This is a genomic window from Pseudomonas putida (assembly GCF_004357765.1).
GTDB lineage: Bacteria > Pseudomonadota > Gammaproteobacteria > Pseudomonadales > Pseudomonadaceae > Aquipseudomonas > Aquipseudomonas putida_U.
The window spans coordinates 12,513-39,156 of record NZ_SMTE01000018.1 but is presented as its reverse complement, the minus strand read 5'-3'; the positions used below and the strand labels follow the sequence as shown (position 1 = coordinate 39,156).

At 63.8% G+C, this 26,644-nt stretch carries 25 protein-coding genes; 10 read left to right on the top strand and 15 right to left on the bottom strand.

Features of this window, described 5'->3' with window-relative positions; genetic code table 11:
• Positions 1 to 20 precede the first annotated feature (20 nt).
• The 7 genes from E2H86_RS22970 to E2H86_RS22940 all read right to left on the bottom strand — a co-directional run bounded on the left by E2H86_RS22970 (position 21) and on the right by E2H86_RS22940 (position 7,159).
• Positions 21 to 1,679 carry an ATP-dependent DNA ligase gene (locus E2H86_RS22970; RefSeq protein ID WP_133331817.1) on the bottom strand — a complete coding sequence of 553 codons (1,659 nt, stop codon included), beginning with the start codon at positions 1,677 to 1,679 and terminating at the stop codon, positions 21 to 23.
• A complete protein-coding gene (locus tag E2H86_RS22965) occupies positions 1,676 to 2,692 on the bottom strand; it encodes a ligase-associated DNA damage response exonuclease (protein WP_133331816.1) in 1,017 nt (338 codons plus the stop codon). Before E2H86_RS22965 ends, E2H86_RS22970 begins: the two co-directional genes overlap by 4 nt.
• A gap of 149 nt (positions 2,693 to 2,841) precedes the next feature.
• A complete protein-coding gene (locus E2H86_RS22960) occupies positions 2,842 to 5,283 on the bottom strand; it encodes a penicillin acylase family protein (RefSeq protein WP_133331815.1) in 2,442 nt (813 codons plus the stop codon).
• 212 nt (positions 5,284 to 5,495) lie between these two features.
• Positions 5,496 to 5,699, bottom strand: coding sequence for an SEC-C metal-binding domain-containing protein (locus E2H86_RS22955; RefSeq protein WP_133331814.1), 204 nt, complete (start codon positions 5,697 to 5,699; stop codon positions 5,496 to 5,498).
• Positions 5,700 to 5,706: 7 nt separating this feature from the next.
• The gene (locus tag E2H86_RS22950) at positions 5,707 to 6,183 is read right to left on the bottom strand and encodes an LEA type 2 family protein (protein ID WP_409977286.1); all 477 of its coding nucleotides are present in this window, start codon (positions 6,181 to 6,183) and stop codon (positions 5,707 to 5,709) included.
• A 2-nt stretch (positions 6,184 to 6,185) separates the two neighbouring features.
• A complete protein-coding gene (locus E2H86_RS22945; RefSeq protein WP_133331812.1) occupies positions 6,186 to 6,662 on the bottom strand; it encodes a YchJ family protein in 477 nt (158 codons plus the stop codon).
• A gap of 2 nt (positions 6,663 to 6,664) precedes the next feature.
• Entirely contained in the window at positions 6,665 to 7,159 is a 495-nt protein-coding gene (locus tag E2H86_RS22940) for a DUF6231 family protein (RefSeq protein ID WP_133331811.1), read from the bottom strand.
• A 159-nt stretch (positions 7,160 to 7,318) separates the two neighbouring features.
• Here E2H86_RS22940 and E2H86_RS22935 point away from each other — a divergent pair, with 159 nt between their 5' ends.
• The 4 genes from E2H86_RS22935 to E2H86_RS22920 all read left to right on the top strand — a co-directional run bounded on the left by E2H86_RS22935 (position 7,319) and on the right by E2H86_RS22920 (position 9,899).
• Positions 7,319 to 8,008 (top strand): OmpA family protein, encoded by a 690-nt coding sequence (locus E2H86_RS22935; protein ID WP_133331810.1) that lies wholly within the window; start codon positions 7,319 to 7,321, stop codon positions 8,006 to 8,008.
• A gap of 88 nt (positions 8,009 to 8,096) precedes the next feature.
• Positions 8,097 to 8,810 (top strand): OmpA family protein, encoded by a 714-nt coding sequence (locus tag E2H86_RS22930; protein ID WP_133331809.1) that lies wholly within the window; start codon positions 8,097 to 8,099, stop codon positions 8,808 to 8,810.
• Positions 8,811 to 8,872: 62 nt separating this feature from the next.
• Entirely contained in the window at positions 8,873 to 9,148 is a 276-nt protein-coding gene (locus E2H86_RS22925) for a DUF1145 domain-containing protein (protein WP_133331808.1), read from the top strand.
• Positions 9,141 to 9,899, top strand: a complete 759-nt coding sequence (locus E2H86_RS22920) for a collagen-like protein (RefSeq protein WP_133331807.1) — start codon at positions 9,141 to 9,143, stop codon at positions 9,897 to 9,899. The genes E2H86_RS22925 and E2H86_RS22920 overlap by 8 nt, the downstream gene beginning before the upstream one ends.
• Before the next feature lie 41 nt (positions 9,900 to 9,940).
• Here E2H86_RS22920 and E2H86_RS22915 read toward each other — a convergent pair whose 3' ends face one another.
• A complete protein-coding gene (locus tag E2H86_RS22915; RefSeq protein WP_133331806.1) occupies positions 9,941 to 10,405 on the bottom strand; it encodes a CopD family protein in 465 nt (154 codons plus the stop codon).
• A gap of 98 nt (positions 10,406 to 10,503) precedes the next feature.
• On the opposite strand from E2H86_RS22915, the gene dinG reads away from it, so the two are divergent.
• The 6 genes from dinG (at position 10,504) to E2H86_RS22885 (ending at position 18,761) form a co-directional block, all read left to right on the top strand.
• The gene (gene dinG / locus E2H86_RS22910; protein WP_133331805.1) at positions 10,504 to 12,648 is read left to right on the top strand and encodes an ATP-dependent DNA helicase DinG; all 2,145 of its coding nucleotides are present in this window, start codon (positions 10,504 to 10,506) and stop codon (positions 12,646 to 12,648) included.
• A gap of 130 nt (positions 12,649 to 12,778) precedes the next feature.
• Entirely contained in the window at positions 12,779 to 15,031 is a 2,253-nt protein-coding gene (locus tag E2H86_RS22905) for a beta-galactosidase (RefSeq protein ID WP_133331804.1), read from the top strand.
• A 164-nt stretch (positions 15,032 to 15,195) separates the two neighbouring features.
• Positions 15,196 to 16,341, top strand: coding sequence for a serine hydrolase domain-containing protein (locus tag E2H86_RS22900; RefSeq protein WP_133331803.1), 1,146 nt, complete (start codon positions 15,196 to 15,198; stop codon positions 16,339 to 16,341).
• Positions 16,342 to 16,439: 98 nt separating this feature from the next.
• The gene (locus E2H86_RS22895; RefSeq protein ID WP_133331802.1) at positions 16,440 to 17,447 is read left to right on the top strand and encodes an OmpA family protein; all 1,008 of its coding nucleotides are present in this window, start codon (positions 16,440 to 16,442) and stop codon (positions 17,445 to 17,447) included.
• A gap of 18 nt (positions 17,448 to 17,465) precedes the next feature.
• Entirely contained in the window at positions 17,466 to 18,113 is a 648-nt protein-coding gene (gene pdxH, locus E2H86_RS22890) for a pyridoxamine 5'-phosphate oxidase (protein WP_133331801.1), read from the top strand.
• Positions 18,114 to 18,296: 183 nt separating this feature from the next.
• Entirely contained in the window at positions 18,297 to 18,761 is a 465-nt protein-coding gene (locus E2H86_RS22885; RefSeq protein WP_133331800.1) for a glycine zipper 2TM domain-containing protein, read from the top strand.
• Positions 18,762 to 18,886: 125 nt separating this feature from the next.
• Here the strand turns inward: E2H86_RS22885 and nhaA are convergent, their stop codons facing one another.
• The 7 genes from nhaA to livH form a co-directional block, all read right to left on the bottom strand.
• Positions 18,887 to 20,080 carry a Na+/H+ antiporter NhaA gene (gene nhaA / locus E2H86_RS22880; RefSeq protein WP_133331799.1) on the bottom strand — a complete coding sequence of 398 codons (1,194 nt, stop codon included), beginning with the start codon at positions 20,078 to 20,080 and terminating at the stop codon, positions 18,887 to 18,889.
• Positions 20,081 to 20,280: 200 nt separating this feature from the next.
• Positions 20,281 to 21,888, bottom strand: coding sequence for an NAD(P)/FAD-dependent oxidoreductase (locus tag E2H86_RS22875; RefSeq protein WP_133331798.1), 1,608 nt, complete (start codon positions 21,886 to 21,888; stop codon positions 20,281 to 20,283).
• 103 nt (positions 21,889 to 21,991) lie between these two features.
• On the bottom strand, positions 21,992 to 22,666 hold the full coding sequence (locus tag E2H86_RS22870) for a COG3650 family protein (RefSeq protein ID WP_133331797.1): 675 nt from the start codon (positions 22,664 to 22,666) through the stop codon (positions 21,992 to 21,994).
• A 208-nt stretch (positions 22,667 to 22,874) separates the two neighbouring features.
• The gene (locus tag E2H86_RS22865; protein ID WP_133331796.1) at positions 22,875 to 23,576 is read right to left on the bottom strand and encodes an ABC transporter ATP-binding protein; all 702 of its coding nucleotides are present in this window, start codon (positions 23,574 to 23,576) and stop codon (positions 22,875 to 22,877) included.
• The gene (gene livG / locus E2H86_RS22860; protein WP_133331795.1) at positions 23,577 to 24,344 is read right to left on the bottom strand and encodes a high-affinity branched-chain amino acid ABC transporter ATP-binding protein LivG; all 768 of its coding nucleotides are present in this window, start codon (positions 24,342 to 24,344) and stop codon (positions 23,577 to 23,579) included.
• Positions 24,341 to 25,597: a high-affinity branched-chain amino acid ABC transporter permease LivM gene (locus E2H86_RS22855; RefSeq protein WP_133331794.1), complete on the bottom strand. Its 1,257-nt coding sequence runs from the start codon at positions 25,595 to 25,597 to the stop codon at positions 24,341 to 24,343. Before E2H86_RS22855 ends, livG begins: the two co-directional genes overlap by 4 nt.
• The gene (gene livH / locus E2H86_RS22850; RefSeq protein WP_133331793.1) at positions 25,594 to 26,517 is read right to left on the bottom strand and encodes a high-affinity branched-chain amino acid ABC transporter permease LivH; all 924 of its coding nucleotides are present in this window, start codon (positions 26,515 to 26,517) and stop codon (positions 25,594 to 25,596) included. The genes E2H86_RS22855 and livH overlap by 4 nt, the downstream gene beginning before the upstream one ends.
• Positions 26,518 to 26,644 lie beyond the last annotated feature (127 nt).

Genomic DNA, 26,644 nt, shown 5'->3' with positions numbered 1-26,644 from the left:
CGACCGGTCGACGTCCCAGCTCAGGCCAGCAGCGCCTGCAAGGTCGCCAGGTCATCGGCTTCGTCCACCGGTTTGTCCTGACGCCAGCGCAACATGCGAGGAAAGCGCACGGCAATTCCGCTCTTGTGACGCTTGGACAGCGCAATGCCTTCGAAGCCCAGTTCGAACACCAGGGTTGGGCTGACGCTGCGCACCGGGCCGAAGGTTTCCACCGTGGTCTTGCGGATGATGGCATCGACCTTGCGCATCTCTGCGTCGCTGAGCCCGGAATAGGCTTTGGCAAAGGGCACCAACTTTCGCTCGGGCGTGCCGGCCGGTGCATCCCACACGGCGAAGGTATAGTCACTGTAGAGACTGGCGCGACGGCCATGGCCGCGCTGGGCATAAATCAACACCGCGTCCACGCTGAACGGGTCGATCTTCCATTTCCACCAAAGACCCATGTCCTTGGTCCGGCCTACGCCGTAGAGGGCCTCACGCTGTTTCAGCATCAGTCCTTCGACGCCCAGGCTGCGGGACTGCTCGCGCTGGCGGGCGAGGTCGGCCCAGTCGGCGCCGGCGAGCAACGGAGACAACAGCAAGGGCGCGAGCGGATACGCCTCGACCAGGCGTTCCAGTTGCATGCGGCGGGCATACTGTGGCCGATTGCGCCAGTCCTCGCCCTGCCACTCGAGCAGGTCGTAGGCTTGCAGCACCACTGGAGCGTCGGCCAGCAGCTTCTTGCCCAGGGTCTTACGGCCCAGGCGTTGCTGGAGCAGAGCGAAGGGCTGCACGGCGGGCGTGTCGGTACCGTTGGCGGCCTTCCAGACCAGGATCTCGCCGTCGAGCACGACGCCATCTGGCAGGGCCTGGGCGAACCCATGCAGCTCGGGAAAGCGCTCCGTGACCAGCTCTTCGCCACGTGACCATATCCATACCTGCCCATCGCGCTTGACCACCTGGGCGCGGATACCGTCCCACTTCCATTCGATCTGCCAGTCGCTGGGTGGTCCGAGCAGGGTGTCGAACTGTTCGGCAGGGGCTTGCAGCGCATGGGCGAGGAAAAACGGATAGGGCTGGCCACCGCGCTGGCTGTGTTCGTCGGCGCTCTCAGCCGCGATCAGCTTCAGGTAGCCCTCGGCGCTTGGACGGTGGCTGATGTCGGTGTAGCCCACCAAGCGCTGGGCCACCCGCTTGGCGTCGAGATCGGCGAGTTGGGCGAGGGCGCGGGTGACCAGCAGTTTCGACACACCGACGCGGAAACTGCCGGTGATCAACTTGAGGCAGAGCATCAGGCTCGGCCGATCCAATTGCCCCCAAAGCGGTGGCAGGCGCTGCTGGATCTCCTCAGCGGGCATCGCGCGTAGCGGCAGCAGGTGGTTTTCCACCCAATGCGCCAGCCCGTCGTCGCTGACATGGGACTGCTCTGGTAGTAGCAGCGAGATCGTTTCGGCCAGGTCGCCCACCGCTTGGTAGCTTTCCTCGAACAGCCAGTCCGGCAGCCCTGCGAGGGCGATGGCCAGTTCGCGCAGCAGGCGAGTCGGCACCAGTTGCCGCGGGCGTCCGCCGGCGAGGAAGTACACGGCCCAAGCGGCGTCCTCGGGGGCGGCGCTGGCGAAGTAATCGCGCAGAGCCTCGAGCTTGGCGTTGCTCGAGGTGGTCGCATCCAGGCGCAGATAGAGTTCGGCGAAGGCCTTCATGCCTCCGGCTCCGCGGCGGTGGCATCGTCTTCCTCGCCGTATTCGGTGACGAAGGCACGAGCATCCAGGCCCTGCTCGTTGAGGTAGCGCACCAGTACATTGACCGAACCGTGCGTGACCATCACCCGTTCGGCGCCGGTCTGGCCAATGGCCCATAACAGTCCGGGCCAATCGGCATGATCGGAGAGGACGAAGCCGCGATCGACCCCGCGCCGTCGCCGTGTGCCACGCAAGCGCATCCAGCCGCTGGCGAAGGCATCGCTGTAATCGCCGAAACGACGCATCCAGCTGCTGCCACCGGCCGAGGGAGGGGCCAGCACCAGGGCCTGGCGCATCTGCGGGTCGTTACGCGGCACGTCGCTGGCATGGATGGTCTGAGGCAGGTGCACCCCGGCTTCACGGTAGACCTTGTTCAGTGGCTCGACCGCGCCGTGCACCAGGATCGGGCCGATGTCCGGATCCAGCGCGTGAAGGATGCGCTGAGCCTTGCCAAAGGCGTAGCAGAACAACACCGAAGCCTTGCCCTGGTCACGGTTGGCGCGCCACCAGGCGTTGATTTCGGCGAACAGTTCGGTTTGCGCCGGCCAGCGGTAGATCGGCAGACCAAAGGTGGATTCGGTGATGAAGGTGTGACAACGCACGGGCTCGAACGGGGTACAGGTGGCGTCCGGCTCGACCTTGTAATCACCGGACGCCACCCAGACCTCGCCCTGGTATTCCAGGCGCACCTGTGCCGAGCCCAGGACATGACCGGCCGGATGCAGGCTGAGGGTGACGCCGTGGTGCAGCAGGCGTTCACCGTAGGGCAATGTCTGCAGGTCGATGTCCTGACCGAGGCGGCTGCGCAGGATACCGGCGCCGGGAGCGGCAGTGAGGTAGTGGCGATTGCCGGTTCGAGCGTGATCGCCATGACCATGGGTGATCACCGCGCGCTCCACCGGCCGCCAGGGATCGATATAGAAATCACCGGGCGGGCAGTACAGTCCTTCGGGGCGGGCGATGACGAGATCCATGGTGCTGCCTGCTGGTTGAGGGCTTACCAGTTAGGAGCGGTGGTGCGGTTGGGAAGTTCGGGTGGGATTTTTTCGGGGGGCGCCTGGCGATATTTGTTGGGGCGGCGCTCGATCTGAAGAACACCGCAACATTCAACCCCCGTGCACCCTCACCGCCCCGGCACCAACGTCAAGCGCTGGTTGCCATATGCCCGGGAGAAATTCTGCGGCTGCAACGGCAGGCTGCTGAAGCGCCCCTGGAACCAGGCGTCCAGACCGTCAGCGAAGTGCTTGCTGGCTGGGTTGCCGGACTGGCCGCTGCTGGTCAGTATCTGCAGCGGTTCGCTCTGGCCGAAATCGACGATCATCCGCGCCGAGGCCGGTAGGTAGGTGTCGAAATCACGGCCCCAGGCATAAGGCGTCAGCGCCAGGGTGCTGAAGTCGCCACCGGCCGCCATTGGCGAGCGGCTGATGTTGTCGCCCAGGCCATGGTAAGTGGGGGCCGGCCAGCGGTACTGGTGCAGCTTGCCCCATTGCCAGGTGCGCATGTCGCTGCCCAGGCGGGTCATCCCGACATCAACGGCTGCTGCCAGACTACGGGCGAGAATCGTCGGCTTGTCTTCCTTCTCTGCGGTGGTGCGGTCATCCCAGAAAGGGCTGTCGTCGCGGCTGAGCAAATGGTCGGCCTGGGCCGAATAGGACAACCGGGCATTGCTGGCGAAGGCCTGCCAGACCGGGCCGTTTTCCGGGCCGAGATCATCGAGGAAGGTCTGCCGGGTCACCTCCTGGAGGAACAGCTCATACAGAGCGGCATCCGCCGAGACCGGGCTCAGGCGGCCATCGAACGCCTTGAGCCGGGCCAGGGCATGGTGCGCCCGGTCGCGCTCGACCGTCGGCAGCTTGGCGATGGCCTGTTGCAGCGGTTGAGCCATGCCGGGGGCCTCGAGCATCTGCTTGAGCTTTTCTGCCATCAGAGTGGTCTGGTCGTTTTGCACCGCCATCAGGCTGCGGCTGTCGTGACGACCGTTACCGAGCAACTGCGCCAGGCGCTCGGCGCGTTCGGGGTAGTACCAGGTGCTGGACAGTTGCATGCCATAGCCGCGAGGCAGGCTGCGCTGGTTGGCGTGGGCGATCCAGCCTGCGGGCGGGTCCTGGTCGTAAGGGTGGAGCATCGGGTCGGCGTAGCCATCCCAGTCATAGCGCCCGTCCCAGCCCGGGGAAGGCAACAGGCCCTGGCCTTCGCGGCGGTTGGGGTAGCGACCGCTGACCTGCCAGCCGATGTGCTCGGGCTCGGCGAAGACGAAGTTCAGCGCGGCGCTGGTCACCTCGCGGGTGCTGTCGAAGGCACGCTCGATATTTTGCGCGCGGGTCAAGTCGAACAGGGCGTCCAGGCTACGATCGCCCTGCGGCGCCGTCAGGTTCAAGGCCAGGCCCAGGCTGGCATTGCCGGGCTGGGCCAAGAGGGTGCCGTGGCGGGTGTCGTACATCACCTCGCGCAGCGGGCGCTGGCCACGCACGAAGAAGGTTTCGCTACGCGAACGGGCCGGCAGCCACTTGCCATCGGCCAGGTAGGTGAGCTGACCACCCTGGTGTCGCAGCTGCTCCAGGTACAGGTCCTGGTTGTCGGCCATCACTGCGCTGCTGCTCCAGGCCAGTTTGCCGTTGTAGCCGGCCAGCACGATCGGCAGGCCTGGCAGCGACAGACCGGCCACCTGATACTTGCGGGTGTTGATCTGCACCGGGCTCAGGGCCCAGGTGGCGCGGCTGTCACTGGCCAGCAGGCTCTTGCCGCTGCGACTGCGTTGCGGCCCGAGGGCGAGATTGGCTGAGCCGGGGCTGCCGAGCAGGTCGAGGTCGGCCAGTTTCTGGCTGGCGGCGGCCAAGGCCGACAATCCCGGCAGTTGAGTGGACAAAGACAGGCCCTTGAGCTTGTCCAGTTCTGCTTCGGCCAGCGGCTCATCGGGCGCGCCGGGCAGCAGCCAGGCCAGCTTGTCGGGGCCGACCTGCTGCGCCAGGGTCAGGGCGCTGAGTTCTTCCTGCAGGTTCACCGACTGGCTGAGAGCGTACAGATTGAACACCAACACGCAGTCTTCCGGCTTCCAGTACTCGGGGCGGTAACCACGGTTGGCCAGTTCAGCCGGTAGCTTGTCGCGGTAGCGGAACAGGTAGGCGTTGACGCCACGGGCGTACACCTCGAAGAATCGCTTCAGCCGTGGCGAAGCATCGGCATACTGCCGCGCCGCGCTCTGCTTGAGGTTGGCGGCGCGCATCAGGCGGTCGATGTCCAATGCTTCGGGGCCGGCGAGTTCGGCCAGGCGGCCTTGGGCCAGCAGGCGCATAGCCACCATCTGTTGCAGGCGATCGCCTGCATGCACGTAGCCCAGGCTGAACAGGGCGTCATGGAAGCTGCTGCTTTCGATCAGCGGGGCGCCCATCGCATTGCGACGGACCGACACATTCTGCGCCAGTCCCTTGAGCGGTTGGACCCCAGTGGTGGGAGGCACACTGTCCTGTTGCACACCCATCTGACAACCGGCGAGCCCGAGCATGCCGAGCAACGTGGCGGCGGTAGCGAACCGCGGGCGGAAGGGAGGAAGGACGGGGGCGGCCATGACAAGGGCTCCTGCAAGGCGTGGCGGGTTTGGAAAGGCGCTAAGGTAGTGAGCGCACAGCCGCCGTGCAAGGTGCCGCGAAGCTTTATTTACGAGTGGTAGCGCACGGGAGCGCTTTTGCCCGAATCGTCGGGAGCGGTTGCGCCTTCGGCGGGCGCCGAAGGCAGCTGCGCACGTTAAGCCAGTGTCGGACGCTGGCCATCAGTTCAGGCTCAAGCGCCGTGGCACTTCTTGAACTTCTTCTGGCTCCCGCAGGGGCATGGATCGTTGCGGCCGACGTCTTTCAAAGCGTTGCGCACCGGCTCCTGGTGGCCGTGATTGCAGTGCGGGCCGTGCACATGGCCGTGATCGTGATCATGCTGTTGATCGTGACCGTGGTTGCAGTCGGGGCCATGAACATGGGGTTGTTGGGTCATTGCAGGGTTACTCCGGTATGAGGTCGCCGGGCATTATCTCATCACTGCGCGACAAGTGCAGGCTCCGATGGACGATCAACCCGGTGTTCAGTTCGGCCTGCAGGCGATAATGCAACGGCTGCTTGCTTTTGAGCAGTTTGGCCAGCGGCTTGAGATGCTGCCACAGGTTGGTCCGCGCGGTGATCTTGAAGGTGCGTTCGGCGTGGCCGCCGACGCTGCGCCACAAGCTGGTTTCATCTTGCGCCAGCAGCAGATCGTTGAGGCGTACCGAGTAAGCCAGATTGCGGATGAACAGCCGGCTATCGTTAGGATTCACCACCTGCAGATGCAGGACGAACTCCTGCTGGTGCAGCCTCGCCTTGACCGTTTCGACCCGCAGCAGATGCACCTCTGGCTCGCGCCAGTCACTGCCGCCCCAACTGGCACAGCCCGCCAGTAGCGCCAGCAGGGCACTTAGGAGGAACGTACGTGCCAGGGCCGCCACCGTCAGTTGCCCACGTAGTTTGCGCAGCACTTCTTGAATTTCTGCCCGCTGGCGCAGGGGCAGGGGTCGTTACGCTGTGCCCGGAGCTTGACGGTCGGGTCGATGAAGTACCAGCGCCCGTCATGCTGGACGAACGCCGAACGCTCGTGATGCTGGTGGTCGCCCTCCTGATCGTGCCAGCGGGCGGTGAAGGTGACGAAGGCATGTTCAGGCTGGCCACCAAGGACCTCGGCGCCTTCGACTTCCAGTCCCAGCCAGGTGCTCTGGGCACTCCACGCCGCGATGGCGGCACGGTCCAGGCCGGGCTGCTGGGCCGGTAGGGTGGTCGCCACGAGGTAATCGACCAGACCCAGCACATAGGCGCTGTAGCGCGAGCGCATCAGGGTCTGGGCATCGGGCGCCGGGGTACCGGCATGATAATGCCCGCAGCAGGCGTCGAGCAGGCTGCCGCTGCCGCAGGGGCACACCGAGACACTCATCGTCACCACCAATACTTGCCAAAGTTTTCAGGATTGGCCCAGAACTTGGCATTGAGCCAGTCCGGGACCTGCTTGTAATCGTGTAGATCATAGGTGAACAGACTCAACTGCTGCTCGTCACGACGAAATTTCTCGCTGGCCGTTAGCGCCAGGGCAAAGAAGTCCGTGTCGTGCCAGCCGCAGGCGGCCAGGTCGGCCAGCACTGCCACCCGACTGGCATTGAGATTACGAATCCCACCGAGCAGTTCAAGTCCGCTGCGTTTGGGCAGGTGTTCGAGGCAGTCGACCAGAATCGCCAGATCGAAGCGTTGCGCGGCCACCTCGGCCGGCAGCGGCCCTGGGGCAGCGCTGGCGATGTACGCGTCTGGGTGGGCCTTGGCGAAGGCGTCCAGGGCGGGGAAGTGCGAGCCCACCAGCAGCAAGCGGCTGGGGGTGAAGCGCTCCAGCAGGGCGGCGAGGGCCTGCTGCGGTGTGCGCTGGGAAAATCCGTCGGTCATTGCCAATCCTCGTTCAGGTGGCCCAAGACTAGCGGGCTAGGGACCTGCGGGCAAAGGGCAGAGGGCTCGGTCGTGGCTTATTGCTGGCAGGGATTGATGAGGCGGTCTTTACTGCCACTGATCGGCGTTATGCCGGTTCCCCCTAGGAGATCCAACGAAATGAGCATAGTACGCGCAGCGATACCTCTGGTTCTGCTCACCAGTGTGCTCACTGGTTGTGCAGGTTTGCAAAAAACCGACTGGCCGAAGTGTGCTGCCGTCGGGGGTGTAGGCGGTGCTGCCCTGGGTGCCATCGAGAGCTCCAGCTGGGCAGGCTGGGGCGCCCTGCTCGGCGGTGGTCTGGCGGCCGGTTACTGCTGGTCGCACGGTGATGGCGACGAGGACGGTGACGGTGTGCCGGACAGTCGCGACAAGTGCCCGGGTACTCCGCCTGGCGTGCAGGTCGATGCCAATGGTTGCCCGCCACCACCGCCAGTGGTCGAGGAAGTCGTGGTGCAGAAGGAAGAGGTCATTGTCATTCGTGACGTGCGCTTCGAATTCGACTCAGCACGTCTGACCGCCGGTGACAAGGAGCGCTTGAACACTGTTGCCACGCGTTTGAAACAGGAGGCCCCGAGCGCGCGCCTGAGCGTGACCGGCCATACCGACAGCGTCGGTTCCGATAGCTACAACCAGAAACTGTCTGAACGTCGGGCCCACGCGGTGACCGATTACCTGGTCGAAAGCGGCGTGCCGCGCAGTAGCTTCGTTTCGGTCATGGGCGCAGGTGAAACCCAACCTGTGGCAGACAATGCCACCGAAGAGGGCCGTGCCATGAACCGTAGAACCGAGATCAAGATCGAGCGCTGACGGCGTGCGCCCGCGCCTTGAGAAGTGGCGCGGGCGCGTCTTTAATCCTGGGTAGCCGGTAGCGGCCGGCCACACAGGAGCGTTCATCATGAATGTCATGTCGAAGGCGGCATTGCCGCTGCTGGTGGTCTCCAGCCTGTTGACCGGTTGTGCCACCCACAGCGATGGCAGCGCCCCCCTGAATCAGCGCAACTGGCCGATCTGCAGCCTGCTTGGCGGCCTGGTCGGCGGAGGCCTCGGCGCAATCGAGAGCTCCAGCTGGGCAGCCGGTGGCGGCGCGCTCGGTGCGATTGCCGGCGGCCTGATCTGTTTTGCCCAGGATGGAGACGAAGACGGCGACGGCGTCTTCGATCGCCGCGACCGCTGCCCGGATACCCCGGCCAACACATCGGTCGACCACATGGGGTGTCCGTTGCCGCAATACCCTCCCTCGCAGCCCGCTCCCGAGCCCAAGGCCGAGGTGATCACCCTCGATGACCAGGGGCAGGTGATGTTCGCCTTCAACTCCGCCGAACTGACCCCCGCCAGCGAGCAGCGCTTGCAGAGCCTGCTGCCGCGCTTGCAGGACCTGGGCGTGACACGCATCAGGGTGGTCGGTCACACCGACAGCGTCGGCTCGGACAGCTATAACCAGGCGCTCTCCGAGCGTCGCGCCAGCAGCGTGGCGCAGTACCTCATCAGCCAAGGGCTGGCGCCAGACAAGATCACCAGCCAGGGTCGCGGAGAAAGTGAGCCGATCGCCGACAACGACACCGAGCAAGGGCGGGCGCATAACCGACGGGTCGACCTGCATCTGAACTGAAGCCCCGCGCGTGCAGGGCTGACGCGGGTGGCGGTGGTGGTACAACAAGGAAGGGGTGGGGAATGGCGTTCATTCTGGGACTGGGCAAGACCTTGACGGTGGCGTTCTGGTGGGTGGTGCTGGCCAATTGGCTGATGCCGCAACCCCTGCCGTTCAATCTGCTGATCAATGCCGCTGGTATCGCGCTATTGGGTCTGCACGTGCTGGAAGTACTGTGCTTCAATGGCAGCCTGCGTGGCCGTAGCCATCGCTGGTTCGACCGTCTGCAAATTCTGCTGACGGGTATTTTCCATGTCATGTCTATTCCCCGTCCGCAGGAGGCGCCGAGCCGTGCGTAAACTGATGTTGTTGGCCGCGCTGGCCGCTCCCCTGGCCCAGGCAGAGAGCCTGGAGGTCGCTGCCAATTCGATGCTGCGGCTGCCGAACAAGGCGTCCAGCGTGCATCTCGAGCAACTGCGGGTCGCCGATTCGGCCACCCTGTTACTGCCCGCCACGCTCACCGAGTTGCGCATCGATCACCTCGAACTAGGCCAGAACGCCCGGATCGCCATCGCCCCCTCGGACCGGGCACTGATGATCGAAGCGCGCTCAGCCCGCTTGGGGCAAGGCAGCGAATTCAGCGCACCCGGTGCTCCGGGCACTTACGAGCGCGCTGCCCGTTCGGGACGCAACCTCGAGCTCAAACTTGACGCGCTCGACGCGGACCGCCTGGCGATCGATGCGCGCGGCGGTGCCGGAGCCCCCGGTTACATTGGCCTCGATGGCGCCAATGGTCGGGCCGGTGGCTGCACCTGGGGCCAGGCCAGCCGCGGCGCCAACGGCGACGATGGGGGTAATGGACATGATGGCGCGCCCGGCGGGCGAATCCGTCTGAGCGTGCCCCAAGACTTTGCCGAAGAACGTATCGTGGTGCGCCTCGATGGCGGCGCCGCAGGCAAGGCCGGGGCCGCTGGCAAGGCGGGCAAGGGGGGCGCGAGCAAGGGCTGTTTGGTGTACCGCACCGATCCCGGGGCCAACGGTCGTCCTGGGCAACCCGGTCAGCCTGGCCTGGCCGGTGCCGCCGGGGAACTGATCCTGCAACGTCTCTGAGCGCGACGCCGCCCCGGACCAGCAAGCCGGGGCCGAGGCCCTCAAAGCATGACGCGCGAACTGGCCACTGCCACCACGGCAAGTCCCAGCAGCAGGTTGATACCGACCATGCGGCGTATCCGCCCGAGCACTGCGGCACCCGTGGCCCAGTCTTCGTCCTGCACGGCGGTCTTCAGCTCAGGCAACAGCAGCGCCTGGATGCGCATGAACAGCGCGAACATGACAATGCCGCCGCCGATCATCACCTGCACATAGCGTGGCGCGGTCTCGAAGCCACTGAAGCGCATGTGCAACATGCCGATACCACTTATCGCCAAAATGGCCACGGCCAACCAGACCCAGCCAAAGAACCGTCGGAAAACTTCCACCCAGAGGCGCAGCCGGGCAGGCCCCTCCAGGGCTGCAACCGAGGCCGGGCGCAGTACCAGCCAGGCGAAGAACATGCCGCCGACCCACACCAGGGCGGCCAGGACATGCAATGTGTAGGGCAGGGCAAAGGCGAGCATCCGGATCTCCATGCGGCATAAAGGGCAATAGCGGGGTATGATAGCCGCCCCATGCGAAACACTGAAAATATATCCAGCCCTCCGGGCGCCTGCAGACTATGATCAGCAACGAACTCAAAGCCACCATCCAGGGCGCCTACTCGCGTTTTCTCGAAGCCAAGAGCCTCAAGCCGCGTTATGGCCAGCGCCTGATGATCGCCGAAGTCGCCAAGGTGCTTGGCGACATCGCCTGCGACGACGAGGGCCGCCGGGCCGGCGAGCCTGCCGTGGTGGCGGTCGAGGCGGGCACCGGTACCGGCAAGACGGTCGCCTACAGCCTGGCGGCCATTCCCGCCGCCAAGGCCGCTGGCAAGCGCCTGGTGATCGCCACCGCCACCGTCGCCCTGCAGGAGCAGATCGTCTTCAAGGACCTGCCCGACCTGATGCGCAACAGCGGCCTCAACTTCAGCTTTTCCCTGGCCAAAGGGCGGGGCCGTTACCTGTGCCTGTCCAAGCTCGACATCCTGCTCCAGGAAGGGCACGCGCAATCCGCCACGGCCCAGCTTTTCGAGGAAGAAGGCTTTCATATCGAGGTCGACGAACGCAGCCAGAAGCTGTTCAACAGCATGATCGAAAAGCTTGCCGGAAACCGCTGGGACGGCGATCGTGACAGCTGGCCCGAGGCCCTGGAAGACCAGGACTGGGCACGTCTGACCACCGACCACAGCCAGTGCACCGGACGCCACTGCCCGAATTTCCAGCAGTGCGTGTTCTACAAGGCCCGCGAAGGTATGGGCAAGGTCGACGTGATCGTCACCAACCACGACATGGTCCTGGCCGACCTGGCACTGGGCGGCGGTGCGGTGTTGCCCGACCCGCGCGACACCGTTTATGTGTTCGACGAAGGCCACCACCTGCCAGACAAGGCCATCGGCCACTTCGCCCATTATTCGCGCTTGCGCTCCACTGCCGACTGGTTGGAGCAGACCGCCAAGAACCTCACCAAGCTGCTGGCTCAGCATCCGCTACCTGGCGACCTGGGCAAGCTGATCGAGCAGGTGCCGGAGCTGGCGCGCGAGGTGCGTACCCAGCAGCAGTTCATGTTCACCCTGTGCGAGCAGGTCGCCGACTTCCGCCCTGGTGAAGACACCGAGGGCCGCGAACGCCCGCGCTACCGCTTCGAAGGCGGCGTGGTGCCGGAGCAGATCCGCGAGGTGGGCATCGAGTTGAAAAAGGGCTTCGCCCGCCTGAACGACCTGTTCACGCGCCTGGCCGACCTGCTCAAGGAAGGCATGGATGGTGAGGTCAATATCGGCATTGCCAGCCACCAGGCCGAGGAGTGGTACCCACTGTTCGGCAGCCTGGTGACCCGTGCCCAAGGCAACTGGGAACTGTGGACTGCCTTCACCGCCGAAGACCCGCAAGACAGCCCGCCGATGGCGCGTTGGTTGACCCTGGCAGAAAGCGGCGCGTTGTTCGACATCGAAGTCAACGCCAGCCCGATCCTGGCGGCCGAAATGCTTCGGCGCAGCCTGTGGAATGTCGCCCATGGCGCCTTGGTCACCTCGGCCACGCTCACGGCCTTGGGCAAATTCGACCGTTTCCGTATGCGCTCGGGCTTGCCCCGCGATGCCGTGACCTGCGTGGTGCCGAGCCCCTTCGTGCATGGCGATGCCGGTTTGCTGCGGGTACCCGACCTGCAGGCCGACCCGCGGGATGCGACCGCGCACACTGCGGCGATCATTCGCGAACTTCCGCACATCGTCGAGGATGCCCGGGGCGCGCTGGTGCTGTTCTCCTCGCGCAAACAGATGCAGGACGTGTTCGATGGCCTGGACCGTGACTGGCGCAAGCTGGTGCTGATCCAGGGTAACCTGTCCAAGCAGGAAACCCTCAACAAGCACAAGGCGCGGGTCGACGATGGACAGCACAGCGTGCTGTTCGGCCTGGCCAGTTTCGCCGAGGGCGTCGACCTGCCGGGTGCCTACTGCGAACATGTGGTGATTGCCAAGATTCCGTTCGCCGTGCCCGATGACCCAGTCGAGGCTGCGTTGGCCGAGTGGATCGAAGCGCGCGGCGGCAACCCCTTCATGGAAATCGCCGTGCCCGATGCGTCGCTGCGCCTGATCCAGGCCTGCGGTCGCCTGCTGCGCACCGAGCAGGACCGTGGCGTGATCACTTTGCTCGACCGGCGTCTGGTCACCCAACGCTACGGTAAGGCTATTCTCAATGCGCTGCCGCCGTTCCGGCGGGAAATTACCTGACGCCTGGAGCTTGCTTCTCTGGCGTGTTGTCCATCACACAGTCGTAGGCCGCAATGGGTTGCAGGGACGGTAGTCGAACAGCCCTGTCCCGCGACACGATCCCAGGCCCTGGAAGGAGAACCTCAGCCTCATGATCCGCCGCACCCTGCCATGCCGAACCTTGCCGTTGTTGCTCAGTCTGTCGTTCAGCACGCCATTGTTGGCTGCGAATCACATGCTGTTCAGCTTCGTGCGCCCGACCTCGGTGGTCGATGTGGCCACCGACAACACTGGGATGCCGCAATACAACGCGGAGCAGACGGCCGAAGGGGAGGTGTTGCGCCGGGTGGTGTTCAATCCTGTCGAGCGCCCGACCCTGCGCCTGAGCCCACAGCAGGGCGCCTGGGACTGGTCGAGTGGACAGTTTCTGACCTTGCGCCTGCAAAGCGGCATGGATTGGGCGCTGACGGTAGACGTCACGGTACAGGGCAGTGATGGCCGCAGTCTCACCAGCCGTATCGATCTGCCGGCGGGGCCTGCACAGACGGTGATGGTACCGCTCAAGGCGACCTCGCCCCTGAGCCAGGGTATGCGCGCCGGGCCGCCGATGCCGTGGGTGCATGAAGGGCAACGCCTGTTGTTGGCCAGCAGTGCAGGGGAAGTCGACCTCAAGCAGGTGGTGGCGGTGAGCCTGAGCATCCCCAAGCCCAAGGTGGCCCAGAGTCTGTTGATCGAAAAGGTCGGAGTGCAGGATGACGACCTCGCCTACAAAGCGGCCTACCAGGGGTTGATCGACGGCTACGGCCAATCCACCCGTGCTCGCTGGCCAGAGAAAATCGTCAATGACGAGCAGCTCAAGGCTGCGGACAGCCGCGAGCAACAGCAGCTGGAGGCCTGGCTGGCCGAGCGCGGCAAGCAGCCGCTGGATACCTATGGCGGTGTCCTTGCTGGGCCGGCGTTCGAGGGCCGGGGTTTTTTCCGCACCGAAAAGCGTGACGGGCGGTGGTTTCTGGTGACCCCTGAGGGTCACCCTTTCTATTCCCTGGGCGTCAATGCGGTCACGGCCAGCGACGGACGGACCTATGTGACGGGCCGTGAGGCCATGTTCCAGAGCTTGCCGGCCGAGGGCGATGCCTATGCGGCGTTCTACGGCGATGGCAACAACGACGACGGCAACGCCTCATCACTGGGCCGCGGCTTCAAGCAGGGTCGGTGGTTCGACTTCTACGCCGCCAACCTCCAGCGGACATACGCCAAACCATGCCCAGGCGATACCCCGGAGCAGGCACCTGCAGCCTGCCCTCCCGCAGCGCTGGACAGCGTACGCTGGCAGGCACACACGCTCGATCGCCTGCAGGCCTGGGGTTTCAATACCTTGGGCAACTGGAGTGAACCGGTGTTGGGCCAGGCCAAGCGCATGGCCTATACCCTTCCACTGTCGATCGTCGGTGATTACACCAGTATCAGTACCGGAATGGACTGGTGGGGACGCATGCCCGATCCCTTCGATCCCCGGTTTGCCATGGCCACCGAGCGGGCCGTGGCCATCGCTGCGCGCGATCATCGCGACGATCCTTGGTTGATCGGCTATTTTGCCGACAACGAACTGGCTTGGGCAGCGCCCGGTGATGACCCCAAGGCCCGCTATGGCCTGGCCTACGGCACATTGCGCCTGACCACCGACGTACCGGCCAAGCGGGCGTTTCTCAAACAATTGCGCGACAAGTACCGCAACCAGGCTGGCTTGTCCAAGGCCTGGGGTATCGACCTGCAGGCCTGGGAACTGATGGAAGACCCCGGTTTCGAGGCGCCGCTGCCGGACCCGGCGCACCCGGAGATCGAGCGTGATTTCCAGCATTTCCAGCAGGTGTTCGCCGAGACCTACTTCAAGACCATTGCCGATGCCCTGAAGTGGCACGCCCCCAATCATTTGTTGCTGGGTGGCCGCTATGCCGTGAGCACGCCGGAGGCGGTCAAGGCCTGTGCCGAATTCTGCGATGTGCTCAGCTTCAATTTCTATACCCTCAAGCCAGAGGATGGCTACGATTTCACCCGACTGGCCGAACTGGACAAACCGGTGCTGGTGAGCGAATTCCAGTTCGGCTCTCGCGACCGTGGGCCATTCTGGCCAGGGCCGCTTGAAGTTGCCCGGGAAGAGGACCGAGGGCCGGCCTATGGCAACTTCCTCAAGGCCGCCCTGGCGCAGCCGATGATCGTCGGCGCGCATTGGTTCCAGTATCTCGACCAACCCGCCAGTGGCCGTTTGCTCGATGGCGAGAACGGTCATCTAGGCTTGGTAGCCATCACCGACGTGCCTTATGGGGGCTTCGTCGAGGCGGTGCGCAAAGCCAATCAGCAGACACTCGGCCAGTTGCGCACCCTATTGGAAAAGCCGGCACCTTGAGCGGCGTCATGCCCGGCTGGCCGCGATCGTCGGATGGCGGCCAGCAAAAGCGTGGTCTACGGAACTTTTCAGCGACGACCTTCTAGCTAGACACAGTTTGCAAACGCCTCAACTACTGAAACAATGCACGCCTTTGCCAGCAAGGTCGGATGGAGTACAGGCGGGTGCAGATCCAGGGTCACTATGAGCTGAAGTTCGAGGCGGTGCGTGATGCATTCGCCGAGTTGTTCGACGATCCGCAGGAGCGTGGCGCGGCGTTGTGCATCCAGGTCGGCGGCGAAACCGTGATCGACCTGTGGGCCGGCAGCGCCGACAAGGACGGACATCAGGCCTGGCACAGCGACACCATCGCCAACCTGTTCTCCTGTACCAAGACCTTCGCAGCGGTTACCGCGCTGCAGCTGGTCGGCGAGGGCAAGCTGGCCCTCGATGCGCCCGTGGCCCGCTACTGGCCGGAATTCGCTCAGGCGGGAAAACAGGCCATCACCTTGCGCCAGTTGCTCAGTCACCGTGCCGGCCTGCCGGCCATTCGCGAGCTGCTGCCGGCTGAGGCCCTGTATGACTGGCAAACCATGGTGGATGCGCTGGCCGCCGAAACGCCCTGGTGGACCCCAGGCAGCGAGCACGGTTATGCGGCCATCACCTATGGCTGGTTGATCGGTGAACTGATCCGCCGCGCCGACGGTCGTGGCCCTGGTGACTCGATCGTGGCCCGAACTGCGCGTCCCCTGGGGCTGGACTTCCATGTCGGCCTGGCCGACGAGGAGTTTCATCGCGTGGCCCACATCGCCCGCGGCAAAGGCAATGCCGGGGATGCAGCGGCTCAGCGTCTGCTGCAGGTCACCATGCGTGAGCCCGAAGCTCTGTCGACCCGCGCCTTCACCAATCCGCCAGCGATACTCACCAGCACCAACAAGCCCGAGTGGCGCCGAATGCAGCAGCCAGCGGCCAACGGTCATGGCAACGCCCGCAGCCTCGCAGGTTTTTATGCAGGCCTGCTGGACGGTAGCCTGCTCGAGTCCGAACTGCTTGACGAACTGACCCGTGAGCACAGTCTCGGCCAAGACCGCACCTTGCTCACCCAGACCCGCTTCGGCCTGGGTTGCATGCTCGACCAGCCTGAGGTCGGCAATGCCACGTTCGGCTTGGGGCCACGGGCCTTCGGGCACCCGGGAGCCGGTGGTTCGGTCGGTTTCGCCGACCCTGAGCATGACGTTGCCTTCGGTTTCGTGGTCAACACCCTCGGCCCTTACGTGCTGATGGACCCGCGGGCGCAGAAGCTGGTGCGGGTACTTGGCAGTTGCCTTTGATCGGGTAATGCGGGTATTGGCCCGGCCCTTTGACTATTCTCAATGCCAACGCCTGAACGCGCGGGCAAAATTTCTTTCATTTTCATGGTGTATCGCTGATGTCTTCACACAAAACCTTAGCTCTAGCTCTGTGCCTGACCGCCATGACCGGTTGCGCGAGCCATTCGCAGGACGCTTCCAAGGAAGGCGGCCTTGCCTGGTGGCCATTCGGTTCGGACAAGGTGGCCGACCAGGAAGTGAAAGAGGCCGTGACCGAGAAGGTAGTCAAGACGGAGGCGAAATCCGAGGCCAAGACCGAGAGCGCTGGCCACTGGTGGTGGCCGTTCGGCGGTGAAGACAAGCAGGCCAAGGCCGCTGCGGTGCCGAAGATCGACCAGAAAGCCACCCAGGCTTGGCTCGACGAGTACGAGCCCAAGTTGCGCGAGGCGATCAAGGACAGCAAGCTGGAACTCGAGCGCCGCGACAATGTGTTGGCAGTGACGCTGCCGGTGGATGGATCCTACAACCCGGATCGGCCGAACATGCTGTTGCCGATGAGCCTCGGTCCTATCACCCGTGTGGCCAAGACCGTCGAGGGTGACAGCAAGACCGCCGTCCTGATTCTCGGTCATGCCGACAGCAGTGGCGTCAACGCGGCCAACCAGAAGCTCAGCCTGGAACGCGCCGCCTCGGTCTCGGCGATCTTCCGCCTCAGCGGCTTGCAGCGTGATCGCCTGATGCTCAAGGGCATGGGTTCGGAAATGCCACGTGCCGCCAACGACAGCCCCGAGGGCCGTGCCCTGAATCGTCGTGTGGAGATGCTGCTGACCCCACAGAACACCATGGTCGCGCTGTTGAGCAAGTACCAGACCCCAGGTTCGTACGCCGCGGCCTCGATGGTGGCGGCGCAGTCGGTTCAGGCACCGGCCGCCAAGGCTGTCGAGAGCAAGACCAGCACCAAGGCTGCCGCCAAGCCGGTCGCCAAGAAGATCGTCGCCAAGTCCAAGGCGCCGGCCAAGACTGCAGCCAAGAAGAAGGCCGCTCCCGTCAAGACAGCCAGCAAGGCGACCACTAAGAAAGCCACGACCAATAAGGTCGCTGCCAACACCTCGACGAAGAGCAACTGATTTTCAAGGAACTGCGCCATGACCCAATCTCTGGCCGATATGCGCCGCGACTACACCCGTGATGGCCTGGCCGAAGCCCAGGCGCCGGGAGAGCCGTTCGCTTTGTTCCAGCAGTGGTTCGCCGAGGCGGTGAAGACCGAGCAGCCACCGGTGGAGGCCAACGCCATGACCCTCGCCACTGTCGACGGCGAGGGGCGCCCTCATTGCCGGGTGCTGCTGCTCAAAGGCCTCGATGAGCGTGGTTTCACCTTCTTCACCAATTACGACAGCGCCAAGGGCCAGCAACTGCTGGCCAATCCCTTCGCCGCCATGACCTTTTTCTGGCCGGCACTGGAGCGTCAGGTACGAATCGAGGGGCGGGTGGAGAAGGTCACTGCCAAGGAGTCGGACGATTACTATCAGGTGCGCCCGTTGGGGAGCCGTCTGGGCGCCTGGGCATCGCCGCAGAGTCGGGTGATTGCCGATCGTGAGGAGCTTCAGGGGTTGGTCAAGGCCACCGAAGCACGCTTCAGTGACACCCAGCCACACTGCCCCGAGCACTGGGGCGGCTACCGTCTGCTCCCGGAGCGCATCGAATTCTGGCAAGGGCGTGCGAGCCGGTTGCACGATCGCCTGAACTATCGCTTGGTCGACGGTAGCTGGCTGCGCGAGCGTCTTGCCCCCTGACGTCACACCGCACCATCGAAATGGTGCAATGTGCGGCTATCCTTGGTCCAACGCTACGGGCAACCGGTGCGGCCCAGTCAGGGCTGTACCGCAGCTGAATGAAATTGAATTTGTTACGTATGTCTCGTGACACCCGGCTGGCCGCGGCGTCTAATGGACACCTGACTCAAGGAGACTTTCCCGATGCGTAAATCCGCTTTGCTGGTGGCGAGCTTCACCGCCATGTCGTTGTTGCTGGGAGGCTGTGCCTCTAACCTGTCTGGCGACAGCTACTCTCGTGATGAGGCCCGTCGCGTGCAGACCGTGCGCATGGGTACCATCGAATCCCTGCGCCCGGTCAAGATCGAAGGCACCAAGACCCCGATCGGCGGTGGCGCCGGCGCCGTGGTCGGTGGTGTAGCCGGTAGCGCCATCGGTGGCGGTCGCGGCAGTATCGTGGCTGCGGTCATCGGTGCCGTTGCAGGCGGCTTGGCAGGCTCCGCTGCCGAAGAGGGCCTCACCCGCACCCAGGGTGTCGAGATCACCGTCCGCGAAGACGACGGCAGCATGCGCGCCTATGTCCAGGCGGTACAGGAGAATGAAATCTTCCGTGTTGGCGATCGCGTGCGCATCATGACCGTGGATGGCACCAGCCGCGTCTCCCACTGATCGCGGCAGGCAAGAAAAAACCCCGATTGGCTTGGCCTGTCGGGGTTTTTTAATGCCTGCCTTAAGGTATTTGGCGCCTGTAAGATCGAGCGCCGCGTGTGAACACCTGTACCAACCTGGAACCATCAGTCTGTATCGGGCTTGCCGCTGGCCATCGCCGTGACACCGTAGCCGATCAGCGCGGCAAAGAACGAGCCGGTCAGGATGCCCATGCGGTCCATGCCAGCATAGGCACTGCTGCCCGGTTCGAAGGCCAATGAACCCACGAACAGGCTCATGGTGAAGCCGATACCGCAAAGAATCGCCACGCCCAGCAATTGCCCCCAGCTGGCACCGCTGGGAAGCGCCGCCAGTCGCAACTTCACCGCCAGCCAAGTGAGGCCGAATACGCCTACGGTCTTGCCCAACACCAGGCCGACGGCGATGCCCAGGGTCACGGGATGGGTGAAGCTGTCGAGGCTCATGCCGACCAACGATACGCCAGCGTTGGCGAAAGCGAACAACGGCAGGATCACATAGGCCACCCAAGGTTGCAGGGCGTGCTCCAGTGCAAGCAGTGGCGAGGCTTCGGCATGTCGGGTACGCAGCGGGATGCACAGGGCCAGGGCGACGCCGGCGAGGGTGGCGTGTACGCCACTTTTGAGTACGCACACCCAGAGAATCAAACCGACCACCAGGTACGGCCCCAAGCTGGACACACCCGAACGGTTCATTGCCAGCAATATCACCAGGCAGGCCGCGGCCAGCATCAGCGACGCACTTGAGAGGGTATCGGAATAGAACAGCGCGATAACGATGATCGCCCCCAGGTCGTCGATGATCGCCAGGGTCATGAGAAACAGCTTCAGTGACACCGGCACCCGTTTACCGAGCAAGGCCAGCACCCCGAGGGCGAAGGCGATGTCGGTCGCGGTGGGAATCGCCCAGCCGGCCACCGCTGCCGGGTTGTCGCGATTGATGAACCAGTAGATCAGCGCCGGTACCACCATGCCGCCCAGCGCGGCGGTGGCGGGGAGGATGACCTGGGAAGGTTTTGACAGCCGGCCATCAAGCACCTCGCGCTTGACCTCGAGGCCGATGAGCAGGAAGAACAGGGCCATCAGACCGTCGTTGATCCACAGCAACAAGGGCTTGGCGATCTCCAGAGCGCCGACCTGGACCGCCACCGGAATATCGAGCAGGGCGCCATACACCGGGGAAAGCGGTGAATTGTTGATGATCAGGGCGAGCACCGCCGCAGCGATCAGCAGCAAACCACTGGCGGCTTCGAGCCGGAAGAAGCGGGTGAGGAGGCTACGCACGGGCAATATGCTCTCCATGAGTGGGTGGGCAAGGCGGGTCAGGCCTCAGGCAAGCCTAGATGCAGTTGGACGGAGAGGGGGAGAGTTGCGGAAGTTGGGTGGACATTTACTGATGTTGTCGACGTCCCTACCGCCGGCAGGCCGGCTCCTACAACGATTGCATCATATCTGTAGGGGCCGGCTTGCCGGCGAGAGGGGCCAGAAGCCGCAACGTCGATTTACAGCCCGAGCATGTCCCGTGCCACGGCCTCGGCGATGCGAATGCCGTCGACACCCGCTGAGAGGATTCCACCGGCATAGCCAGCGCCTTCGCCCGCCGGGAACAGCCCCTTGAGGTTCAGGCTCTGGTAATCCGCGCCACGGGTGATACGCAGTGGCGAGGAGGTGCGCGTCTCGATGCCGGTCAGCACCGCGTCGTGCAGGTTGTAACCCTTGATCTGGCGGTCGAACGCCGGCAGCGCTTCGCGGATCGCCTCGATGGCGAAGTCAGGCAGGCTCGGTGCCAGGTCGCCCAGGGTCACTCCCGGCTTGTACGATGGCTCGACGCTGCCCAGCGCCGTGGACGGCTTGCCAGCAACGAAGTCGCCGACCAGTTGCGCCGGTGCCTGGTAGTTGCTGCCGCCCATGACGTAGGCATGAGCCTCGAGGCGTTCCTGCAGTTCGATCCCCGCCAACGGCCCGCCCGGGTAGTCGCGTTCCGGGTCGATGCCGACGACGATCCCGGAGTTGGCGTTGCGCTCGTTACGCGAGTACTGGCTCATGCCATTGGTGACCACGCGTCCCGGCTCGCTGGTCGCAGCGACCACGGTGCCCCCTGGGCACATGCAGAAGCTGTAGACCGAGCGACCGTTTTTGGCGTGGTACACCAGTTTATAGTCGGCAGCGCCGAGTTTCGGGTGGCCGGCATACTTGCCCAGTCGCGCCTTGTCGATCAGCGTTTGCGGATGCTCGATGCGGAAACCGATGGAGAACGGCTTGGCCTCCATGAACACGCCCTTGCCATGGAGCATGCGGAAGGTATCGCGGGCACTATGGCCCAGGGCCAGGACCACATGGCGCGACAACAGTTGCTCGCCACTTTCCAGTACCACGCCGGTCAGCTGGCCGTCCTCGATCAGCAGGTCGGTGAGCTTTTCCTGGAAACGGACTTCGCCGCCCAGGGCGATGATTTCCTTGCGCATCTGCTCGACCATGCCGGTGAGGCGGAAGGTGCCAATGTGCGGCTTGTTGATATACAGGATCTCGTCCGGCGCGCCGGCCTTGACGAACTCTTCGAGGACCTTGCGGCCATGGTGCTGCGGATCCTTGATCTGGCTGTACAGCTTGCCGTCGGAGAAAGTACCGGCACCGCCTTCGCCGAACTGCACGTTGGACTCGGGGTTGAGCACGCTCTTGCGCCACAGGCCCCAGGTGTCCTTGGTACGCTGGCGCACTTCCTTGCCGCGTTCGAGGATGATCGGCTTGAAGCCCATTTGCGCCAGCAGTAGCCCGGCGAAGATGCCGCAGGGTCCGAAACCGACCACGATCGGGCGTTGCTGGAGGTTTTCAGGCGCCTGACCGACGAACTTGTAGCGGGTGTCCGGAGCGACGCTGATGTTGCGATCGCCTTCGAACTTACGCAGCAGTTCGGCTTCGTTGCTGGTTTCGAGATCGATGGTGTAGATGAACAGCAGCTCACTGTTCTTCTTGCGCGCATCGTAGCTGCGCTTGAACAGGGTGAAGCCGAGCAGTTGCTCGTCGCGGATCCCAAGGCGCTCGACGATGGCTTCGCGCAGCGCCTCGTCGGGATGGTCCAGGGGCAGCTTCAGTTCGGTGATTCGTAGCATGGCAGGGTCCAGTATCCCGGCCATGGGCGGCCGGCGGCTTTACACAAACCGCCAAGTATAAGCTGTTCGCCGCCCAGACTGGCAGGATAAAAGCGTCCGGCGATCAGTTGTCCCGGGCACCGCCGTAGTAACCACAGCCTTGCATGGTCTGGCCGTCGATGCGCAGTTCGGCGCGCAGATGGTTCACCGCGCCGGTGGCGCTGTCGACGCAGCGCTGCGGAGCGACCCAGAGTTCGACGCGCTCGCCGTTGGCTTCGCTGGACAGGGTCAGGCCGCCGCCGGGGATCTGTTCCTCGAGGAACGGCAGGGGCAGCGGGTCTTTGCCGGGACGTTCGATGACCATCCCTCGGCCGCTGGCTTTTACGGCCCAGAACGGCTCGTTGCCACTGGCACGCAGGGTCAGCTGTTTGAAATTGGGGTCGTCACAGGTCCGTGGCGATGGGGTCAGCCGATACAGTTCGCGCACGTCGAGCTGGCCGTCGGTAGTCGCTTGCTTGCTGCCAGTCAGGCGTCCGCGTACGTCGGCGAACAGCTTGTCGTTGGCGTCCTTGGCGAGGTTGGCGGCTTCCTGGAGGATGCCGGTGCCGGCGGCATCGTTGATCACGAAATGGCGGCTTTCATTGCACGGTTTGAACAGCAGTTGGCCGCCACCGGCGCTCAGTTCGCCCTGCATGCGCGTGGTACCGATGTTCGGGTCGCTGGGCTTGTCCGCCAGCATCTGGCAGCCACCGAACAGGGGCAGGGCCGCAGCGAGCAGCAGGGAAGAGGTGAGGCGCATGGTGGGCTCCGGCATTCTGTTGCGAAAGAGCTGGCCACGTTACTCAGGCTGGGCGCCGATCACAAGTTCTCGGTTGAGTGCACTGGTCCTGTGGCCCTTTCCGCTTTTTGTCTTGGTGTTCGCTTCGCAAGTGCAGCGGCGCTCGATCTCACAGACGCCAAATACCTTACGACAGACATTAAAAAAAGGCCCGAAGGCCTTTTTCACATCAACCGCCCAGGTACGCGTCGCGCACTTTCGGATCGGTCAGCAAGGCCTCGCCAGTGCCCTGCATCACCACCTTGCCATTCTCCAGCACATAGGCCCGGTCGGCGATCTTCAACGCCTGGTTGGCGTTCTGCTCCACCAGGAACACCGTCACGCCATCGCGGCGCAACTGTTCGATGATGTCGAAGATCTGCTGGATGATGATCGGCGCCAGTCCCAGCGACGGTTCGTCGAGCAGAAGCAACTTGGGTTTGCTCATCAGCGCGCGGCCGATGGCCAGCATCTGTTGCTCACCGCCGGACATGGTGCCGCCACGTTGCAGATAACGTTCCTTCAGCCGCGGGAACAGCTGCAGGACCTTGTCCAGTTGCTCCTGGTAGTCGCCCTTGTCGGTGAAGAACCCACCCATGGCCAGGTTCTCTTCGACGGTCAGGCGGGCGAACACGCGGCGGCCCTCGGGAACCACGGCGATGCTCTTGCGCATGATGTGCGAGGAGGGCTGGCCGACCAGTTCTTCACCCAGGTACTTGATGCTGCCACTGTGCGCCTGCGGCGAGCCACAGAGGGTCATCAGCAGGGTCGACTTGCCGGCCCCATTGGCACCGATCAGGGTGACGATCTCGCCCTGGTTGATTTCCACGTTGACGCTGTGCAGCGCCTGGATCTTGCCGTAGAAAGTGGAAACGTTCTCGAACTTCAGCATTTACGCTTCCCCCAGGTAAGCCTTGATCACATCAGGATTGTCGCGAATCTGCTCCGGTGTGCCGTCGGCCAGGGGCGTGCCCTGGTTGATGACGACGATATGGTCGGAAATGCTCATCACCAGCTTCATGTCGTGCTCGATCAGCAGCACGGTGACGTCATGGGATTCACGCAGGTAGGCGATCAGAGCCTTGAGGTCTTCCGTCTCCTTCGGGTTCAGGCCGGCAGCCGGTTCGTCGAGCATGATGATGCGCGGTTGGGTCATCATGCAGCGGGCGATTTCCAGGCGGCGCTGCTGGCCATAGGCGAGGGTACCGGCGGTGCGGTTGGCGAACTCGGTCAGGTTGACCTTCTCCAGCCAATACTGGGCGCGCTCCATCGCTTCCTTCTCGCTGCGGCGAAAGCCCGGGGTCTTGAACAGGCCGGCGAAGAAGTTGGTGTTCAGGTGGCGGTGCTGGGCGATCAGCAGGTTCTCCACCGCGGTCATTTCCTTGAACAGGCGTACGTTCTGGAAAGTCCGTACCACGCCTTTGCGGGCGATCTGGTGGCCGGCCAGCCCCTGGATCGGTTGACCATCGAGCAGGATGGTACCGCCGCTGGGCTTGTAGAAGCCGGTCAGGCAGTTGAACACAGTGGTCTTGCCGGCGCCGTTCGGGCCGATCAGCGCGACCACCTGTTTTTCCTTGACGGTCAGGCCCACGCCGTTGACCGCCAACAAGCCGCCGAAGCGCATGCTCAGGCCGCTGACTTGCAGAATTTCGCGGCTCATCGACGCAGCTCCATATGGGGACGTTGCATAGGCAGCAGGCCTTGCGGACGCCAGATCATCATCAACACCATCAGCGCACCGAACATCAGCATCCGGTATTCGCTGAACTCACGCATCAGCTCTGGCAGCAGGATCATCACGATGGCCGCGAGAATCACGCCCAGTTGCGAACCCATGCCGCCGAGCACGACGATGGCAAGGATGATCGCCGACTCGATGAAGGTGAACGACTCCGGCGTCACCAGGCCCTGGCGCGCGGCGAAGAAGCTGCCGGCGAAACCGGCGAAGCAGGCGCCCAGGGTGAATGCCGAGAGCTTGATCACGGTAGGGTTCAGGCCCAATGCGCGGCAGGCGATCTCGTCTTCGCGCAAGGCTTCCCAGGCGCGACCGATCGGCATGCGCAGCAGCCGGTTGATCACGAACAGCGCCAGCAGGGCCAGCAGCAGGGCCACCAGGTAGAGGAAGATGACCTTGTTGATCGAGTTGTACTGCAGCCCGAAGAACTCATGGAAGGTCTGCATCCCTTCTGCAGCACGGCGCTCGAAGGTCAGGCCGAACAGCTCTGGCTTGGGGATGTTGCTGATGCCGTTGGGACCGCCGGTCCAGTCGGTGAGGTTGCGCAGGAACAGACGGATGATCTCGCCGAAGCCGAGGGTCACGATCGCCAGGTAGTCACCGCGCAGACGCAGCACCGGGAAGCCGAGCAGGAAGCCGAACGTGGCGGCCATCAGGCCGGCGATCGGCAGGCAGACCCAGAAGCTCCAACCCAGGTAATGCGAGAGCATCGCGTAGCTGTAGGCGCCGACGGCATAGAAGCCGACATAACCCAGGTCGAGCAGGCCCGCCAGACCGACCACGATGTTCAGGCCCAGGCCCAGCAGCACGTAGATCAGGATCAAGGTGGCGATGTCGACCGCCCCGCGCGAGCCGAAGAACGGCCACACCAGTGCTGCGACGATCAGGCCGATGATCACATAGCGCTGGGTTTTCGGCAGAGTCAGATAGTTGGACACCGCCGGCGGGATCAGCTTGCGATCCGAGCGGCGGCCCATCACCGCGCTCCATTGGCGGTCGAACAATACCCGCAGGAACATCAGCAGCGAACACACGGCGATGATGCCGATGGTGAAGGAGCCCTGGCTGTGCACGACCAGGCTGATGCCGTCGATGCTCAGTTTCAGACCCAGCACCGGAAACGCCACAGCCCAGACCAGCAAGGCGCTGAAGAACGCCTGTTTAAGATTTCTGTTCATACTTTTTCAACCTCCGGACGGCCCAGGATGCCGGTCGGCCGGAACAGCAGGACAAGAACCAAAAGACCGAAGGCCACTACATCCTTGTACTGGTCGCCGAAGACGTCGGCGCCGAACGCTTCGGCCACGCCCAGCACCAGCCCGCCGAGCATGGCGCCCGGGATGCTGCCGATGCCGCCCAATACCGCCGCGGTGAAGGCCTTGAGGCCCACCAGGAAGCCGGCGTTGGGGTTGATCACGCCGTACTGCATGCTCAGCAGCACAGCAGCCACCGCCGCCAGCGCGGCGCCGATGACGAAGGTCAGGGCGATGATGTTGTTGGTGTTGATGCCCAGCAGGTTGGCCATCTTGATGTCCTCGGCACAGGCACGGCACGCGCGCCCCAGACGGGACCGGGAGATGAACAGGGTCAGGCAGGTCATGGCCACCAGGGTGACCACGAACACCAGGATCTGCATGTAGGACACCAGCACTTCCTCCGCGCCGCCCGGGCCGAAGGAGAAGCTTCCCGGGATCAGGTTGGGGATGGATTTGTCCTTGGAGTCCTGCGAAAGCAGAACGGTATTCTGCAGGAAGATCGACATGCCGATGGCGGAGATCAGCGGGATCAGACGATTGCTGTTGCGCAAGGGGCGGTAGGCAACCCGTTCGATGCTGTAGCCGTAGGCACTGGTGACGAAGATCGTCGCGACGAACGCGACCGTCATGAGGATCGGCAATGAGTGGATACCCATCATGGCCAGGCCGGCGAGGGCGATGAAAGCCACGTAGGAACCGATCATGTACACCTCGCCGTGGGCGAAGTTGATCATGCCGATGATGCCGTACACCATCGTATAGCCGATGGCGATCAAGGCGTAGGTGCTGCCGATGGTCAATCCATTAACCAGTTGTTGGAAGAAATGGTAGATCTCAGGCATTACAGCGCTCCTAAAAACCTGATTTGCATTTCACTGGCGGGGGGTGACCCCTGTGGGCTGCCTCGTGGTCTTTGCAACGATGGCAGGGCACGGCCAGGAAACCGCGGGTGACGGTTTTAAGATTTTC

What these genes read in the sequence shown, in the direction of transcription:
- E2H86_RS22870 (WP_133331797.1), bottom strand. Translation starts at nt 22,666, where the DNA reads ATGCGCCTCACCTCTTCCCTGCTGCTCGCTGCGGCCCTGCCCCTGTTC.
- E2H86_RS22905 (WP_133331804.1), top strand. Translation starts at nt 12,779, where the DNA reads ATGATCCGCCGCACCCTGCCATGCCGAACCTTGCCGTTGTTGCTCAGT.
- livG (WP_133331795.1), bottom strand. Translation starts at nt 24,344, where the DNA reads ATGAGCCGCGAAATTCTGCAAGTCAGCGGCCTGAGCATGCGCTTCGGC.
- E2H86_RS22895 (WP_133331802.1), top strand. Translation starts at nt 16,440, where the DNA reads ATGTCTTCACACAAAACCTTAGCTCTAGCTCTGTGCCTGACCGCCATG.
- livH (WP_133331793.1), bottom strand. Translation starts at nt 26,517, where the DNA reads ATGCCTGAGATCTACCATTTCTTCCAACAACTGGTTAATGGATTGACC.
- E2H86_RS22965 (WP_133331816.1), bottom strand. Translation starts at nt 2,692, where the DNA reads ATGGATCTCGTCATCGCCCGCCCCGAAGGACTGTACTGCCCGCCCGGT.
- E2H86_RS22940 (WP_133331811.1), bottom strand. Translation starts at nt 7,159, where the DNA reads ATGACCGACGGATTTTCCCAGCGCACACCGCAGCAGGCCCTCGCCGCC.
- E2H86_RS22925 (WP_133331808.1), top strand. Translation starts at nt 8,873, where the DNA reads ATGGCGTTCATTCTGGGACTGGGCAAGACCTTGACGGTGGCGTTCTGG.
- E2H86_RS22865 (WP_133331796.1), bottom strand. Translation starts at nt 23,576, where the DNA reads ATGCTGAAGTTCGAGAACGTTTCCACTTTCTACGGCAAGATCCAGGCG.
- dinG (WP_133331805.1), top strand. Translation starts at nt 10,504, where the DNA reads ATGATCAGCAACGAACTCAAAGCCACCATCCAGGGCGCCTACTCGCGT.
- E2H86_RS22945 (WP_133331812.1), bottom strand. Translation starts at nt 6,662, where the DNA reads ATGAGTGTCTCGGTGTGCCCCTGCGGCAGCGGCAGCCTGCTCGACGCC.
- nhaA (WP_133331799.1), bottom strand. Translation starts at nt 20,080, where the DNA reads ATGGAGAGCATATTGCCCGTGCGTAGCCTCCTCACCCGCTTCTTCCGG.
- E2H86_RS22885 (WP_133331800.1), top strand. Translation starts at nt 18,297, where the DNA reads ATGCGTAAATCCGCTTTGCTGGTGGCGAGCTTCACCGCCATGTCGTTG.
- E2H86_RS22855 (WP_133331794.1), bottom strand. Translation starts at nt 25,597, where the DNA reads ATGAACAGAAATCTTAAACAGGCGTTCTTCAGCGCCTTGCTGGTCTGG.
- E2H86_RS22930 (WP_133331809.1), top strand. Translation starts at nt 8,097, where the DNA reads ATGAATGTCATGTCGAAGGCGGCATTGCCGCTGCTGGTGGTCTCCAGC.
- E2H86_RS22960 (WP_133331815.1), bottom strand. Translation starts at nt 5,283, where the DNA reads ATGGCCGCCCCCGTCCTTCCTCCCTTCCGCCCGCGGTTCGCTACCGCC.
- E2H86_RS22915 (WP_133331806.1), bottom strand. Translation starts at nt 10,405, where the DNA reads ATGCTCGCCTTTGCCCTGCCCTACACATTGCATGTCCTGGCCGCCCTG.
- E2H86_RS22875 (WP_133331798.1), bottom strand. Translation starts at nt 21,888, where the DNA reads ATGCTACGAATCACCGAACTGAAGCTGCCCCTGGACCATCCCGACGAG.
- E2H86_RS22935 (WP_133331810.1), top strand. Translation starts at nt 7,319, where the DNA reads ATGAGCATAGTACGCGCAGCGATACCTCTGGTTCTGCTCACCAGTGTG.
- E2H86_RS22970 (WP_133331817.1), bottom strand. Translation starts at nt 1,679, where the DNA reads ATGAAGGCCTTCGCCGAACTCTATCTGCGCCTGGATGCGACCACCTCG.
- pdxH (WP_133331801.1), top strand. Translation starts at nt 17,466, where the DNA reads ATGACCCAATCTCTGGCCGATATGCGCCGCGACTACACCCGTGATGGC.
- E2H86_RS22955 (WP_133331814.1), bottom strand. Translation starts at nt 5,699, where the DNA reads ATGACCCAACAACCCCATGTTCATGGCCCCGACTGCAACCACGGTCAC.